The sequence below is a fragment of the Kosakonia cowanii JCM 10956 = DSM 18146 genome (assembly GCF_001975225.1).
Taxonomy (GTDB): Bacteria; Pseudomonadota; Gammaproteobacteria; order Enterobacterales; family Enterobacteriaceae; genus Kosakonia; species Kosakonia cowanii.
This window is the reverse complement of the sequence record NZ_CP019445.1, coordinates 672,704-688,676: the sequence shown is the minus strand read 5'-3', so window position 1 is coordinate 688,676 and position 15,973 is coordinate 672,704. Positions and strand designations below refer to the sequence as shown.

The 15,973-nt window shown below is 56.4% G+C and carries 13 protein-coding genes; 7 read left to right on the top strand and 6 right to left on the bottom strand.

Annotation, left to right across the window (positions count from 1 at the left end; translation table 11 throughout):
* Positions 1-54: 54 nt before the first annotated feature.
* Positions 55-903 (bottom strand): SDR family oxidoreductase, encoded by an 849-nt coding sequence (locus tag BWI95_RS03195; RefSeq protein ID WP_076768991.1) that lies wholly within the window; start codon positions 901-903, stop codon positions 55-57.
* 83 nt (positions 904-986) lie between these two features.
* Here BWI95_RS03195 and BWI95_RS03190 point away from each other — a divergent pair, with 83 nt between their 5' ends.
* A complete protein-coding gene (locus BWI95_RS03190; protein WP_023478486.1) occupies positions 987-1,382 on the top strand; it encodes a winged helix-turn-helix transcriptional regulator in 396 nt (131 codons plus the stop codon).
* A gap of 35 nt (positions 1,383-1,417) precedes the next feature.
* Here the strand turns inward: BWI95_RS03190 and BWI95_RS03185 are convergent, their stop codons facing one another.
* Positions 1,418-3,361: a bifunctional 2',3'-cyclic-nucleotide 2'-phosphodiesterase/3'-nucleotidase gene (locus BWI95_RS03185; protein ID WP_076768990.1), complete on the bottom strand. Its 1,944-nt coding sequence runs from the start codon at positions 3,359-3,361 to the stop codon at positions 1,418-1,420.
* Between the two features lie 188 nt (positions 3,362-3,549).
* Here BWI95_RS03185 and cysQ point away from each other — a divergent pair, with 188 nt between their 5' ends.
* Positions 3,550-4,293, top strand: a complete 744-nt coding sequence (gene cysQ, locus BWI95_RS03180) for a 3'(2'),5'-bisphosphate nucleotidase CysQ (RefSeq protein WP_054803079.1) — start codon at positions 3,550-3,552, stop codon at positions 4,291-4,293.
* On the opposite strand, the gene BWI95_RS03175 is transcribed toward cysQ, so the two are convergent.
* A complete protein-coding gene (locus tag BWI95_RS03175; protein WP_023478441.1) occupies positions 4,283-4,840 on the bottom strand; it encodes a YtfJ family protein in 558 nt (185 codons plus the stop codon). The genes cysQ and BWI95_RS03175 overlap by 11 nt on opposite strands.
* Positions 4,841-5,176: 336 nt before the next feature.
* Between BWI95_RS03175 and BWI95_RS03170 the strand changes: the two genes are divergently transcribed.
* The gene (locus BWI95_RS03170; protein WP_023478541.1) at positions 5,177-5,383 is read left to right on the top strand and encodes a DUF1107 domain-containing protein; all 207 of its coding nucleotides are present in this window, start codon (positions 5,177-5,179) and stop codon (positions 5,381-5,383) included.
* A 75-nt stretch (positions 5,384-5,458) separates the two neighbouring features.
* On the opposite strand, the gene paeA is transcribed toward BWI95_RS03170, so the two are convergent.
* The gene (gene paeA, locus BWI95_RS03165; RefSeq protein ID WP_023478420.1) at positions 5,459-6,793 is read right to left on the bottom strand and encodes a polyamine export protein PaeA; all 1,335 of its coding nucleotides are present in this window, start codon (positions 6,791-6,793) and stop codon (positions 5,459-5,461) included.
* A 179-nt stretch (positions 6,794-6,972) separates the two neighbouring features.
* The gene (gene msrA, locus BWI95_RS03160) at positions 6,973-7,617 is read right to left on the bottom strand and encodes a peptide-methionine (S)-S-oxide reductase MsrA (protein WP_054803025.1); all 645 of its coding nucleotides are present in this window, start codon (positions 7,615-7,617) and stop codon (positions 6,973-6,975) included.
* Between the two features lie 246 nt (positions 7,618-7,863).
* Between msrA and tamA the strand changes: the two genes are divergently transcribed.
* The 3 genes from tamA to BWI95_RS03145 are packed head-to-tail and all read left to right on the top strand — an operon-like array spanning position 7,864 to position 13,723.
* A complete protein-coding gene (tamA, locus tag BWI95_RS03155) occupies positions 7,864-9,597 on the top strand; it encodes an autotransporter assembly complex protein TamA (RefSeq protein ID WP_023478416.1) in 1,734 nt (577 codons plus the stop codon).
* Positions 9,594-13,370: an autotransporter assembly complex protein TamB gene (gene tamB, locus BWI95_RS03150; protein WP_076768989.1), complete on the top strand. Its 3,777-nt coding sequence runs from the start codon at positions 9,594-9,596 to the stop codon at positions 13,368-13,370. Before tamA ends, tamB begins: the two co-directional genes overlap by 4 nt.
* Before the next feature lie 2 nt (positions 13,371-13,372).
* Complete coding sequence (locus BWI95_RS03145) at positions 13,373-13,723, top strand: gamma-glutamylcyclotransferase family protein (RefSeq protein WP_023478402.1); 351 nt, start codon at positions 13,373-13,375, stop codon at positions 13,721-13,723.
* A 352-nt stretch (positions 13,724-14,075) separates the two neighbouring features.
* On the opposite strand, the gene ppa is transcribed toward BWI95_RS03145, so the two are convergent.
* Complete coding sequence (gene ppa / locus BWI95_RS03140; protein WP_023478348.1) at positions 14,076-14,606, bottom strand: inorganic diphosphatase; 531 nt, start codon at positions 14,604-14,606, stop codon at positions 14,076-14,078.
* 400 nt (positions 14,607-15,006) lie between these two features.
* Between ppa and ytfQ the strand changes: the two genes are divergently transcribed.
* Positions 15,007-15,963, top strand: coding sequence for a galactofuranose ABC transporter, galactofuranose-binding protein YtfQ (gene ytfQ, locus BWI95_RS03130; protein ID WP_054803024.1), 957 nt, complete (start codon positions 15,007-15,009; stop codon positions 15,961-15,963).
* The last annotated feature ends 10 nt before the right edge of the window (positions 15,964-15,973 follow it).

The window sequence follows — 15,973 nt, the reverse complement described above, 5'->3', positions numbered from 1 at the left end:
CTATTATTAGGGATGACCCGGAGAGAGGCTATAAAATTTAACCAATTATTAACGTTACAGCAGATCGTTAACGCTGTCGGCGATCGAGGTTGTCGGGCGACCGATCAGTTTGCTCAGGGTCTGGCTATCGTCAAACAGCCCGCCTTTCGAGGCACCGATATCGGAATCCGCCAGCATCTCTGCCAGCCCATCCGGCAAACCTGCGCCTTTCAGCGCGGCGGCAAAATCTGCTTCACTCAGGTTCTGGTAAACCACCTTCTTACCGCTCGCCTCGCTTAGCAGTGCCGCCAGGTCGCTCAGCGTCCAGGCCTTGTCGCCCGCCAGTTCGTAAACCTTGCCGGCATGACCCTCTTCGCTAATTACACGCGCGGCAGCAGCGGCATAATCGGCACGCGTTGCCGAGGCAATTTTGCCCTCGCCCGCCGCACCGATGAAGACGCCGTGCGCCAGCGCCGCCGGTGCGCTCGCAAGGTAGTTCTCGCTGTACCAGCCGTTACGCAGCAGGGCAAACGGGATGCCGGATTCGGCGAGCAGCTTTTCGGTTTCCACATGCTCAACGTGCAGGCCAAGCGGTGAGGTATCGGCATGCAGCAGGCTGGTGTAGGCGATAAATTTCACCCCTGCGGCTTTGGCAGCATTGATCACATTGCGGTGCTGCGCGGCGCGCTGGCCGACTTCGCTGCTGGAGATGAGCAGCAGTTTTTCGACGCCCGCCAGCGCCTGGGTGAGGGCGGCCTGATCGTTGTAATCGCCCTGGCGAACAATAAGGCCTTGTTTGCTGAGCGCTTCGGCTTTCGCCGGGTTACGCACGATGGCGACAATCTCTTTTGCGGGAACGGTTTTTAACAGGGCTTCTACAACAAACTGGCCGAGTTGGCCGGTGGCGCCGGTGAGTGCAATCATGATGTTTCTCCTGCGTGGGGGTAAGTGTTGTGGTAGGCTAGCACCCTAGCTAACTTTTAGTAAGTACGTACAAAAAGGTAAGTATGAAACAGCAAACTCGTCCACAAACCCTGAGCGAACAGATGCGCGACGGCAATCTCTTCGCCGAGCAGTGCCCCTCCCGGGATGTGCTGAAACACGTCACCAGCCGCTGGGGTGTCTTAATTCTGGTCGCTCTGCGCGAAGGGACGCACCGCTTTAGCGATCTGCGCCGCAAGATGGGCGGCGTCAGTGAGAAGATGCTGGCGCAGAGCCTGCAGTGGCTTGAGCAGGATGGTTTTGTTAACCGCGTCGCCTTTCCGGTGGTGCCGCCACATGTTGAATATAGCCTGACGCCGCTCGGAGAGCAGGTGAGTGAAAAGGTTGCCGCGCTGGCAGACTGGATTGAGCTGAATTTGCCCGAAGTGCTGGCCCATCACCGCGAGCGCGATGTGGCGTAATCACCCGCAGCCGCTACCGACTGCGGGTAAATTGCTTACTTGCGTAAATCGATGCTGTAGAGCGCGAAACCGATCTCGTCGTTACCCACTTTCTGCATCGGATATTGCGCTTTCTCTTTGATAAATGCCGCCGCTTTCTCCGATGGCGCAGTTTCAAAGCGAATATCCAGCTTGTGGCTGCTGCTGATCGGTGCCAGGCGCCAGTTGTTGTCAGCCGCTGGGTGGATTTCCCCTGCGCGCTGCGTCTCATCGCTGATCCACTTCGCCAGTACCGCGCGGTTCTCATCCGGCGAGGCAAAGGCGATATGGCTGTCGCCGGTACCGGCAAACTTGCCGCCGTAAGCACGGTAGTTATTGGTGGCAACGAGGAAGACCGCATTCGGATCGATAGGCTTGCCGTCAAAGGTCAGGTTCTTAATGCGCTCCGCCTTTGGATTGATGCTCTGGCACTCGCCGTCATAACGCGCTGGCTGGGTGACATCAATCTGGTACTTCACGCCGTCGATAACGTCGAAGTTATAGGTGCGGAACCCGTCCCAGTTGATTAAGTTCTGCGGCTTGTCGCTGTTGGGATCGATCTGGTTGAACTGCCCGGCGGAGCACTCCAGCCACTCTTTCACCTCTTTGCCGGTCGCTTTCACCACCACCAGCGTATTGGGGTAGAGGTAGAGATCGGCGGCGTTACGGAAGGTGAGCTGCCCCTTTTCCACTTCAACAAAGCTGGCCGGATCGTTTTTACGCCCGCCCGCTTTAAACGGCGCGGCGGCAGAGAGCACCGGCAGCTTTGCCAGATCCGGATCGCCCTGAATAAAGTGCTCGACATAGGCTTTCTGCGCGTTGTTCACCACCTGCACGGTCGGGTCGTCCTGCACCAGCGACAGGTAGCTGTACATGTTGTCCGCCGATTTGCCAATCGGTTTACCGACGAACTCGCGGGTAGCATCGTGATCGTGCTTGAGGATCTGCACCAGCTTCGCATCTTCGCCGACCAGCGCTTTCTTGGCGGCGGCGTCATAAATCGGCCGCGCTTCGGCTTTCGCGTCGCTCACTTGCCACTTACCGGCATCGTTATTCAGCACCAGATCGACCACGCCGAGGTGATCGCCCCACATGCCCGGCATCACCGCCGGAATACCGTTCAGCGTCCCTTTGCTGATATCCGCGCCTTTAATGGCGGCAAACTCCTTGCTCGGGAAGACCGCATGCGCGTGACCAAACAGGATCGCATCGACGCCCGGCACCTGGCTGAGGTAGTAAACGGAGTTCTCCGCCATTGCCTGGTAAGGCTCCGCCGAGAGGCCGGAGTGAGCAACGACGACCACCAGATCGGCGCCTTTCGCGCGCATCTCCGGCACATAGTGGCGAGCGGTTTCCGTAATGTCATTTACCGTCACTTTGCCGCTCAGGTTGGCTTTGTCCCACACCATAATTTGTGGCGGCACGAAGCCGATATAACCGATACGCAGGGTGTGCGTTTTACCCTCTTTATCCACCACCGGCGTCTCTTTGATCAGATAAGGAGTGAAGAGCGGCTTGTTAGTTTTGGCATCGATGATATTGGCGTTCACATAGGGGAATTTCGCCCCGGCCAGCGCCATATGGAGGTAATCCAGCCCGTAGTTAAATTCGTGGTTACCGAGGTTGCCGACCGCGTAATCGAGGGTGTTCAGCGCTTTGTAGACCGGGTGAATATCACCTTTTTTCAGCCCCTTCGCCGCCATATAGTCGCCCAGCGGGCTGCCCTGGATTAAGTCGCCGTTATCGACCAGCACACTGTTTTTTGCTTCACCGCGCGCGGCATTAATCAGGCTGGCGGTGCGCACCAGGCCAAATTTTTCCGTTGCCGAATCTTTGTAGTAGTCAAAATCCATCATATTGCTATGCAAATCAGTGGTTTCCATAATACGTAAATCCACCGTTGCCGCTTGCGCGCTGGCCGCAATCAGCGTGGCCAAAAGCGTTGCACTAAACTTAATCATCAGAGGCGTCCTTTTCGATCTAAGCCACAAAAGAAATTGTTATGTACAGTGTGTTGCTTACAGAATTGTGAATAGTGCCATAAAAGTGAGCAATAAAACTGCAATCCCTCTCACAGTTGGCAGATCGCGGCGCAATGCGATATAAGTAAAACAATGAGTTACACACCACTGCACAGAGAGAGGTGGATATGTTAGATGCAATTTGTCAGCTCGCGCGCGACGCGGGCGATGCCATTATGCAGGTGTACGACGGCTATCAGCCGATGGATGTGACCAGTAAAGTGGATGACTCGCCGGTGACGGCGGCAGATATCGCCGCGCACCATGTGATTGTGCGCGGGTTACAGGCGTTAGCGCCGGATATTCCGATCCTGTCTGAAGAAGATCCCCCGGCGTGGGAGATGCGCCAGAATTGGCAGCGTTTCTGGCTGGTGGACCCGCTCGACGGCACCAAAGAGTTTATCAAGCGTAACGGTGAGTTTACCGTCAACATCGCGCTGATTGAGCAGGGCAAACCGGTGCTGGGCGTGGTCTATGCCCCGGTGCTTGATGTGATGTATGCCGCCGCAGAGGGCAGCGCATGGAAAGAGGAGGGCGGTCATCGCCAGCCGATTCAGGTGCGTGATGCGCGACCGCCGCTGGTGGTGATCAGCCGCTCGCACTCGAACGATCCGGAGCTGGAGGAGTATCTGCACCAGCTGGGCGAGCATCAAACCACGGCGATTGGTTCATCGCTGAAGTTCTGCCTGGTGGCGGAAGGGAAAGCGCAGCTCTACCCGCGCTTTGGGCCGACCAGCGTCTGGGATACGGCGGCCGGCCACGCGGTGGCGGTAGCGGCCGGGGCGCACGTTCATGACTGGAAGGGACTGACGCTGGATTACACCCCACGCGAGTCGTTCCTCAACCCCGGCTTTCGCGTCTCTATTTACTGAGCAATTTATGCAGCAGGGCAACCACCTGCTGCACCTCTTGCTGGCTCAGGCTGCCATCTTTCGCAAACTCTACGCGACCCTCTTTATCGAGCACCACAATCGCGGAGCCTTTCTCTTCCAGCTGCCAGGCTTTACGCACGGAACCTTCGCTGTCGACGATAAATTGTGACCACGGATAGAGCTTCTTATTGCTCTCCAGGCTGCTGCGCACAAACATCGCGCTGCCCGGAATGGCGTCATCGGTGTTCACAATGGTGGTGGTCTGGTATCTGTCGTGCGGCAGGTTGGCGCTTTTGATCGCCTCAATTAGCGCGGCATTCTTCTCTTTTGCCGAGGTGCGACCGGCAATATGCATCACCACGCGCACTTTTCCAGCCAGCTGCGCGCTATTCCAGTTTTTATAGCTAAACTTGTCGTTATTCAGCAGCAACTCCCCGCGGTCGGCAACGCCCACAGGCGGCACGCGCTGGTTGGTTTCAAAGTTATGCGCTGAAGCGACCAGCGGCAGTAACAAGCATGTCGCTGCCAGAATGTTACGTAGGGTCATGGTGTCTCCATCTCTCATGTTTATATGCAGGTGATCCGACCACTCGGTACGGCAGTTTAATCATATGTGCGATCAATACGCTTTTCCCGCAATTGGGGTGCCAGTTTGCGGGTTAACGCACATATCGGTTAAAAAACGTAGGCTTATACTGCGAAGTTTCAGGGTTTGAAAAGAAAATTCTGATTAATTGTCATCAAAAGGTAAATAAACCCATTCAGACTATGTATCGCTCATGTTGTGGACTATAGTCACTGGGCATCAAAATTTGCGCTCATCAACGTCGGACCAAATGTGGCACCGCAAGGGCGTAATGTGTTTTACAGGAGAGATAGAAGAATGAAAATTTTCCAGCGTTACAACCCACTTCAGGTGGCTAAGTACGTCAAGATCCTGTTCCGTGGACGGTTGTATATCAAGGACGTTGGCGCTTTCGAGTTTGATAAGGGCAAAATCCTTCTGCCGAAAGTGAAAGACAAACAGCACTTTTCTGTTATGTCTGAAGTTAACCGCCAGGTTCTGCGCCTGCAGACCGAAATGGCTTAATCTGTTGTGCTATGCAGTAATAAAGTCCTATAAAAAACGGCCCCAATGGGGCCGTTGATGTTTCCGCTTCCGGCGTTATGCCGCGCCTTTATCTTCCATATCCGGTAGTTTCGGCGTCAGCACCGTGGTGCGCGCATCAATACGCGTCACCAGCAGCTGATCGATGCGGTAGTTATCAATATCCACCACTTCAAACTTGTAGCCGGAGAACTTCACCGCATCGGTGCGTTTCGGGATTTTACGCAGCATAAACATCATAAACCCGCCGATGGTTTCATAGTTGCCGGACTGCGGGAACTCATCGATATCCAGCACTCGCATCACGTCATCAATCGGCGTACCGCCGTCAATCAGCCATGAGTTTTCATCACGGGCGACGATCATCTCTTCCACCTGGCCGACCAGATCGCCCATCAGCGTGGTCATTACGTCGTTCAGGGTAATCACCCCCACCACCAGCGCATATTCGTTCATGATCACCGCGAAATCTTCACCCGCAGTTTTGAAACTTTCCAGCGCTTCAGAGAGCGTCAACGTGTCCGGCACAATCAGCGTCGTGCGGATCTGCACGCCGCTGTTCAGGGCCATACTCTGGTTTGCCAGCACGCGGTTAAGCAGATCTTTCGAATCGACATAACCAACGATATGGTCAATATCACCGTTACAGACCAGAAACTTCGAGTGCGGATGCTCAGATACCTTGTTTTTCAGGCTCTGCTCATCTTCATGCAGATCGAACCAAATCACGTTTTCACGCGAAGTCATCGACGAGGGAACAGTGCGTGACTCCAGCTCAAACACGTTCTCAATCAGTTCATGCTCCTGCTTACGCAGCACCCCGGCTAACGCACCGGCTTCCACCACGGCGTAGATATCGTCAGAGGTGATGTCATCTTTGCGCACCATTGGCAGTTTGAAGATGCGGAAAATGACGTTCGCCATGCCGTTAAAGAACCACACCAGCGGGCGGAAAACGAAGAGACAGAAGCGCATCGGGTTGATGATGCGCAAAGCCACAACTTCAGGCGCAATCATACCGATGCGTTTCGGGGTCAAATCAGCAAACAGGATGAAGAGACTCGTTACCAGCGTGAACGAGATGATAAAGCTCAGCTGATCGGCAAGCTGTGGTGAAACGACATTGAGCAGCAGATTGTAAAACGCGGGGGAGAAGGCGGCGTCACCGACGATACCACCCAAAATGGCGACGGCGTTCAGGCCGATCTGCACCACGGTGAAGAAGGTGCCGGGATTTTCCTGCATTTTCAGGATGCGTTGGGCGTTGATGTTGCCATCATCGGCAAGCAGTTTAAGTTTGATTTTTCGCGATGCGGCAAGCGAGATCTCAGATAACGAGAAAAACGCGCTCACCGCGATCAGACAGAGTATGACTAAGATACTGTTTAACATAATTTATCCAGCTGTTAACCGGATCCTCGGAAGGTTTTTTTGGAATATCCATGTGGTAAACACAATGAATGCCGGCCCGAAGCGGTGGACCGGCAATTGCGCCGTTAGTATAGCGTAAGCGTGTTACAGCCTGCCAGCGGCTAATTTCGCCACTTTTTGTCGCCTATTCCCCCCTTTATTTAGGGGTTAAGCTGCGGCGGCAAGCACACGCCGATACCACCGATCCCGCAATAGCCCTGCGGATTTTTATAGAGATATTGCTGGTGCTCATCTTCCGCGTAGTAGAACGGTTTGGCGCTGGCGATCTCAGTGGTGACGGTGCGTGCGTCACCCGCTTCACGCATTGCTGCCTGGAAGCGCGCCAGGCTTTCGCGGGCGGCGGCGTCCTGCTCCGGGGTGAGCGGATAGATGGCGGAGCGGTATTGCGTGCCGCGATCGTTGCCCTGACGCATCCCCTGCGCCGGATCGTGGTTCTCCCAGAAAATCTGCAACAGCTGCTCGTAGCTCACCACGTTCGGATCGTAAACCACGCGTACCGCTTCGGCATGCCCGGTCTGGCCGCTGCACACTTCGCGGTAGGTTGGGTTTGGCGTATAGCCGCCGGTGTAGCCTGCGGCAGTGCTGTAGACTCCTTCGCGCTGCCAGAAGAGGCGTTCCACGCCCCAGAAGCAACCCATGGCGAAAATCGCCACCTCCATGCCCTCCGGCACATGTGTCATCGAGTGCTCGTTAACAGCGTGTAAACTGGCGACAGGCATCGGCGTCGGGCGTCCGGGCAGAGCATCAGACTGAGAAACAAGGTTATTTTTATCGAACAGGCTCACGGTAATACCTCCCGGCGAGTGTCATTGCGGTTAGGGTTGTGTTAAGGATGGTGTTTTAACACAATGTACGACCTAAATCAGACTAGATTTAAACATAAGAAATTTTGGGCTAGTCGTCCGTTTTTCAACCCGATAATGCGGGTTTTTATCAGCCTGGCTGCTGCTGTCGTGGCACAATCAGGCCCAGCGCGGAGCTGCGCTTACGTTTCCTTCCAGGAGTGGGAGCGAGGATATTCAGGAGAGAACGTGCCAAAGATCCGTCTTTTATGTTTTGCCGGTTTGTTGCTGGTGAGCGAAACGGCATTCGCCGCCAATGTGCGATTGCAACTTGAGGGGTTAACCGGGCAACTGCAGAAAAATGTGCGCGCCCAACTGTCGACTATCCAGAGTGATGAAGTGACGCCCGACCGCCGTTTCCAGGCGCGCGTTGATGATGCCATCCGCGAAGGGCTAAAAGCGTTAGGCTACTACGAGCCAACCATTGTTTTCGAACTGCGTCCACCGCCGGAGAAGGGGCGCCAGGTGCTGATCGCCCGCGTTACGGCGGGTGAGCCTGTGCGCATCGGCGGCAACAACGTGATCCTGCGCGGCGGCGCGCGTACCGACAGCGACTACCTTTCGCTGCTGAAAAAGCGGCCGGCTATCGGCACGGTGTTAAACCATCACGACTACGACAGCTTTAAAAAATCCCTTACCAGCGTCGCGCTGCGTAAAGGCTACTTCGACAGCCAGTTCAACAAAAGCCAGCTGGGTATTGCGCTGGATCGCCGCCAGGCGTTCTGGGATATCGATTATGACAGCGGTCAGCGTTACCGCTTCGGTGATGTTACCTTCCAGGGCTCGCAAATTCGCGACGAGTATCTGCAAAACCTTATCCCTTTCCACGAGGGGGACTATTACCAGACCCAGGATCTGGCGGAGCTTAACCGCCGCCTCTCCGCCACCGGCTGGTTTAACTCGGTGATTGTCGCGCCGGAGTTCGATAAAGCGCGTAAGACCAAAGTGCTGCCGCTGAGAGGCGTGGTTTCGCCGCGCACGGAAAACACCATTGAGACCGGCGTCGGTTACTCCACCGATGTCGGGCCGCGCGTCAAAGCGACGTGGAAAAAACCGTGGGTCAACTCCTACGGCCACAGCTTTACCACCAGCATGAGCGTCTCGGCGCCGGAGCAGCAACTCGATTTCAGCTACAAGATGCCGCTGCTGAAAAATCCGCTGGAGCAGTATTACCTGGTGCAGGGCGGGTTCAAGCGTACCGATCTTAACGATACTGAAGCGGACTCAACGACGCTCGCGCTGTCGCGCTACTGGGATCTCTCCAGTGGCTGGCAGCGGGCGATCAACCTGCGCTGGAGCCTCGATCACTTTACCCAGGCCAACGTCACCAACACCACCATGCTGCTCTATCCGGGCGTGATGATTAGCCGTACCCGCTCGCGCGGCGGCCTGATGCCAACCTGGGGCGACTCCCAGCGCTACTCGGTCGATTACTCCAACACCGCCTGGGGATCGGATGTCGACTTCCTCGTCTTGCAGGCGCAAAACGTCTGGATTCGTACGCTCTACGATCGCCATCGCTTTATCGCGCGCGGCAACCTCGGCTGGATCGAAACCGGTGATTTCCAGCGCGTGCCGCCGGATCTGCGCTTCTTCGCCGGGGGCGATCGCAGCATTCGTGGTTATAAATACAAATCGATCTCCCCGGAGAACGAACGCGGCAAACTGATTGGTGCCTCAAAACTGGCGACCGGCTCGCTGGAGTATCAGTACAACGTCACTGGTAAATGGTGGGGCGCGGTGTTTGTCGACAGCGGCGAAGCGGTGAGCGATATCCGCCGCAGCAACTTTAAAACCGGCACCGGCGTCGGCGTGCGCTGGCAGTCGCCGGTCGGGCCGATCAAGCTCGATTTCGCGGTACCGGTCGGCGATAAAGAGGAGCACGGGTTGCAGTTTTACATCGGGTTGGGGCCAGAATTATGAGTTTATGGAAGAAGATCAGCCTCGGCGTGGTGGCGTTTCTTGTATTACTGCTGGGTACGGCGATCTTTCTGGTCGGCACCACCAGCGGCCTGCATCTGCTGTTTAAAGCAGCGAACCGCTGGGTGCCGGGGCTGGAGATCGGTCAGGTCACCGGCGGCTGGCGCGATCTGTCGCTGAAAAATATCCGCTATACCCAGCCGGGCGTGGCGGTCGACGCGGGGCAGATCCACTTTGCGCTTAACCTCGGCTGCCTGCGCAACAGCAGTGTTTGCGTTAACGATCTGTCGCTGAAAGATATCAACGTGGCGATCGACACCAAAAAGATGCCGCCTGCGCAGAAGGTGGAAGAGGAAGATAGCGGGCCGCTGAACCTCTCCACGCCGTATCCGATTATGCTGAGCCGGGTGGCGCTGGAAAACATCAATATCAAAATTGATGACACCACCGTCTCGCTGATGGATTTTAGCTCCGGCCTGAACTGGCAGGAGAAAAACCTGACCCTGAAACCGACCTCGCTACAGGGCTTGCTGATTGCGCTGCCGAAAGCGGCCGATGTGGCGCAGGAAGAGGTTCTCGATCCGAAGGTGCACAACCCCAGGCCGGAAGAGAAACCGCTGGGCGAAACGCTGAAAGCGTTGTTTGAGAAGCCGCTGCTGCCGGAGATGCAGGATGTGCATCTGCCGCTCAACCTCAATATTGAAGAGTTTCGCGGTGAGCAGCTGCGCCTGACCGGCGATACCGATATCCTCGTGCGCAGCCTGCTGCTGAAAGTGAGCAGCATTGACGGGCAGATGAAGCTCGACGCCTTCGATATCGACTCGAATCAGGGCCAGGTCAACGCCACCGGCACCGCGCAGCTGCGCGATAGCTGGCCGGTCGATATCACGCTCAACTCGACGCTGAATGTCGATCCGCTGAAAGGCGAGAAGGTGAAGCTGAAAGTGGGCGGCGAACTGCGCAAGCAGCTGGAGCTTGGCGTAAACCTCTCTGGCCCGGTGGATATGGTGCTGCGGGCGCAGACGCGGCTGGCAGAAGCGGGGTTACCGCTCAATCTTGATATCACCAGCCAGCAGCTCTACTGGCCCTTTACCGGCGAGAAGCAGTATCAGGCCGATAACCTGAAGCTGAAGCTCAGCGGCAAAATGACCGACTACGCGCTCTCGTTCCGTACGGCGGTAAAAGGGCAGCAGGTTCCGCCGGCTACCATCACGCTGGACGGTAAAGGCAACGAGCAGCAGATCAGCATCGATAAGCTCTCTATTGCTGCGCTGCAGGGCACCACCGAACTGAAAGCGCTGCTCGACTGGCAGCAGGCGATCAGCTGGCGCGGCGAGCTGACGCTGAACGGCATTGATACGGCAAAAGCCTTCCCCGAGTGGCCTGCGAAGCTCAATGGCCTGGTGAAAACCCGCGGCAGCCTTTACGGCGGCAGCTGGCAGATGGATGTACCGGAGCTGAAGCTTAACGGCAACGTTAAGCAGAACCGGGTCAAGGTCGACGGGCAGCTTAAAGGCAACAGCTATTTGCAATGGGTGATCCCCGGCCTGCACCTTGAGCTGGGCAAAAACAGTGCTGATATCAAAGGCGAGCTGGGGGTAAAAGATCTCAACCTTGACGCCACTATCGATGCGCCAGGCCTCGATAACGCGCTGCCGGGTCTTGGCGGCACGGCGAAAGGGGTGGTGAAAGTGCGCGGCACCGTCGATGCGCCGCAGGCGCTGGCGGACATTACTGCCAACAATCTGCGCTGGCAGGAGCTCTCCATCGCCCGCGTGCGTGTGGAAGGGGATGTGAAATCCAGCGATCAGATTGGCGGCAAGCTGAACGTGCGCGTTGAGCGTATCGCCCAGCCTGGCGTCAACATCAGCCTGGTGACGCTGGCCGCCGACGGCAATGAGAAGCAGCATAAATTGCAGCTGCGCGTGCAGGGCGAACCGGTCTCCGGTCAGCTGGCGCTGGCAGGCAGCTTGGACCGCCAGCAGCAGCGCTGGAAAGGGACGCTCAGCGACACGCGCTTCGCCACGCCAGTGGGGCCATGGTCGCTGACGCGCCCGATTGCGCTCGATTACCGCAACCAGGAGCAGAAGATCGCCATTGGCCCGCACTGCTGGCTCAACCCGAATGCCGAGCTGTGCGTGCCGCAAACCATTGATGCCGGTGCGGCAGGGCGCGCGGTGGTCAATCTCAATCGTTTCGACCTTGCGATGCTGAAACCGTTTATGCCGGAAGCGACGCAGGCGAGCGGTGTCTTTAGCGGCAAAGCGGATGTCAGCTGGGACAGCACCAAACCGGGGCTGCCGCAGGGGCAGGTGACACTTGCTGGTCGTGGGGTGAAAGTGACGCAGGAGGTCAATGGTGCGCCATTGCCGGTCGCCTTCGACACGCTGAACCTGAATGCGAAGCTGCAAAACGATCGCGCCGATCTCGGCTGGCTGATGCGGCTGACCAATAATGGCCAGTTCGACGGCCAGATTCAGGTCACCGATCCGCAAGGTCGACGCAATCTCGGCGGGACGGTGAACATTCGCAACTTCTCGCTGGCGATGGCGAATGCCATCTTTAGCCGCGGCGAGAAAGCGGCGGGGACGCTCAATGCCAACCTACGCCTTGGCGGCAACGCTCAAAGCCCGCAGCTGTTTGGGCAGCTTGGGCTGAATGCGCTGGATGTTGAGGGCAACTTTATGCCGTTCGACATGCAGCCGAGCCAATTGGCGATGAACTTCAACGGAACAACGTCAACGTTGCAAGGCGTGGTACGTACCAGCCAGGGGCAGATCAACCTCAGCGGCGATGCGGACTGGAGCCAGATCAACAACTGGCGCGCGCGCATTGCGGCGAAAGGCAGCAAGGTGCGCATTACCGTGCCGCCGATGGTGCGCCTTGATGTCTCGCCGGATGTAGTGTTTGAAGCGACGCCGAGCCTGTTTACCCTGGACGGTGATGTTGATGTGCCGTGGGCGCGCATTGTGGTGCACGATGTGCCGGAGAGCGCGGTCGGCGTCTCCAGCGATGAGGTGATGCTCAACGACCAGCTGCAACCGGAAGAGGAGCAGCGGGCGTCGATCCCGATCAACAGCAATGTGACGGTGCATGTCGGCAACAACGTGCGGCTCTCGGCCTTCGGGCTGAAAGCGCGGCTGACAGGCGATCTGAAAGTGGCGCAGGATAAGCAGGGCCTTGGGCTGAACGGGCAGATCAATATTCCGGAAGGGCGCTTCCGCGCATACGGGCAGGATCTGATTGTGCGTAAAGGTGAGCTGCTCTTCTCCGGCCCGCCGGATCAGCCGCTGCTTAACCTCGAAGCGATCCGTAACCCGGAAGCCACGGAGAACGATGTGATTGCCGGGGTGCGCGTGACCGGCTCTGCGGATGAACCGAAAGCGGAGATCTTCTCCGACCCGGCGATGTCGCAGCAGGAAGCGTTGTCCTACCTGCTGCGCGGGCAGGGGCTGGAGAGCGAACAGAGCGATAGTGCGGCAATGACGTCGATGTTAATTGGTCTTGGGGTTGCGCAAAGTGGGCAGGTTGTGGGTAAAATCGGCGAGACCTTTGGCGTCAGCAACCTGGCGCTGGACACACAGGGCGTCGGCGACTCCTCACAAGTGGTGGTCAGCGGCTATGTGCTGCCGGGTCTACAAGTAAAATATGGTGTAGGAATTTTTGACTCACTGGCGACTCTCACGTTACGTTATCGCCTGATGCCTAAGCTGTATCTTGAAGCGGTGTCTGGCGTAGATCAGGCACTTGATTTGCTCTATCAGTTTGAGTTTTAGCAATGCGAATATTTGTCTACGGCAGTTTACGACGCAAGCAGGGCAACAGCCACTGGATGACCAACGCTCAGTGGCTGGGCGACTTCAGCGTTGAAAATCATCAGCTGTACAGCCTGGGGCACTACCCAGGCGCGGTGCCGGGCAACGGCAGCGTGCTGGGTGAAGTCTATCGCATCGACGCCTCAACGCTCGGTGAGCTGGACGCCCTGCGTACCGCAGGCGGCGAGTATAAACGGCAGTTGATCCAGACGCCGTACGGTGGCGCATGGATGTACGTCTACCAGCGTTCTGTTGAGGGGAAAACCTTGATTGAAAGCGGCGACTGGCTTGACCGCGACCATTATCAAAAGTAGTAATCAGTCACAGAGAACCGCGCCAATGGCGCGGTTTTTTTTGCGCCGCGCATTTTTGCCGGATGGCGCTGCGCTTATCCGGCCTACGTTTAACCGCAACCACTGTTATCTCGCATGCCAAAGGCGAACTTCGTAGGCCGGATAAGACATCGCCGCCATCCGGCAAAACAGGCCGACGCCGAAAGCCGGACGTGCGCACGTCGTAGGCCGGATAAGGCATTGCCGCCATCCGGCAAAGCAGGCCAGCGCCGAAAGCCGGAGGGCTAACCCGCCATCCGGCAACCCCAACCCGCACACATAAAAAAAGCCCTGTGCGCTCAACGCGCGACAGGGCTTCTCTTACAAAAACGGCTTACTTCTTGGCAGCGCGCTCGAAGGAGGCAACGATTTCAGCTTTCGCCGCTTCAGCGTTGTCCCAACCGTCCACTTTCACCCATTTGCCTTTTTCGAGATCTTTGTAGTGCTCGAAGAAGTGGGTGATCTGCGCTTTCAGCAGTTCCGGCAGGTCGTTCACATCTTTAATGTGATCGTACTCTTTGCTCAGCTTGGTGTGCGGAACCGCAACCAGCTTGGCATCTTCACCGGATTCGTCGGTCATTTTCAGCACGCCAACCGGACGGCAGCGGATCACAGAGCCTGGCTCCAGCGGGTACGGCGTCGGCACCAGCACGTCTACCGGGTCACCATCCAGGGAGAGGGTGTGGTTGATGTAACCGTAGTTGCACGGATAGAACATCGCGGTGGACATGAAGCGGTCAACGAACAGCGCGCCGCTCTCTTTGTCGACTTCGTATTTGATCGGGTCAGCGTTAGCCGGAATTTCGATAACAACATAGATATCTTCTGGCAGATCTTTACCCGCCGGGACGTTGAGTAAGCTCATGTTTGTTTCCTTTAAAATGTGTGGCAAACAAGTGCCGGGTATTATAGCCAACTGGCGGTGAATGTCTTGGGCTGTTTTACTCGCCAGCGACTTTTAAGAGCCTTTACCGGCGCCATTTAATGACAACTTTGTCCATATCCATAGCAGCATACTGAATAATTTTGTGTAAGCGGTTACAGCGTAAAAATGCGTTTTTGCTGCGCCAGTAAATTTCTGCAATTTCAAGGGAGATTCCTGCTGTGTTTCGCCTCCCCTTTTCGCGCGCCAGATCGCAACTGATAACTAACAATTCATTCACTTTTCCGATTTGTGATGTAACTCATTTTGTTACATCTCCGATTGTCTATAGTTTCCCCGCAGGCGAAGTAGTAGCCAACAATAACCCTACGAGGATGCTCTTATGTGGAAGCGTTTACTTCTTGTCACAGCAGTTTCGGCAGCTATGTCGTCTATGGCGATGGCTGCGTCGTTAACCGTGGGATTTTCGCAGGTCGGTTCGGAGTCCGGCTGGCGTGCCGCTGAAACCAACGTCGCGAAAAGCGAAGCCAGCAAACGCGGCATTACGCTGAAGATTGCTGACGGTCAGCAAAAGCAGGAGAACCAGCTTAAAGCGGTGCGCTCCTTTATCGCGCAGGGCGTTGACGCCATCTTCATCGCCCCGGTGGTTGCCACAGGCTGGGAGCCGGTGCTGAAAGAAGCGAAAGAGGCGAAGATCCCGGTCTTTCTGCTCGACCGCTCCATCGATGTGAAAGACAAATCGCTCTATATGACTACCGTTACCGCTGACAACGTCCTCGAAGGGAAGCTGATTGGTGAATGGCTGGTGAAAACCGTCGCAGGCAAACCGTGTAACGTGGTTGAGCTGCAGGGCACCGTTGGTGCAAGCGTCGCCATCGACCGTAAGAAAGGGTTCGCAGAAGCGATCTCTAAAGCCTCTAACATCAAAATTATCCGCTCTCAGTCCGGTGACTTTACCCGCAGTAAAGGCAAAGAGGTGATGGAGAGCTTTATCAAAGCCGAGAACAACGGCAAAAACATCTGCATGGTTTACGCCCATAACGACGACATGGCGATTGGTGCCATTCAGGCCATTAAAGAAGCGGGCCTGAAACCGGGCAAAGATATCCTCACCGGCTCTATCGACGGCGTACCGGATATCTATAAAGCGATGAACGATGGCGAAGCCAATGCCAGCGTCGAGCTGACGCCGAACATGGCTGGCCCGGCATTCGACGCGCTGGAGAAATTCAAAAAGGACGGCACCGAGCCGCCGAAGTTGACCATTACCAAATCCACCCTCTATCTGCCGGATACGGCGAAAGAGGAGCTGGAGAAGAAGAAAAACATGGGTTACTGAGTCCTGTCGT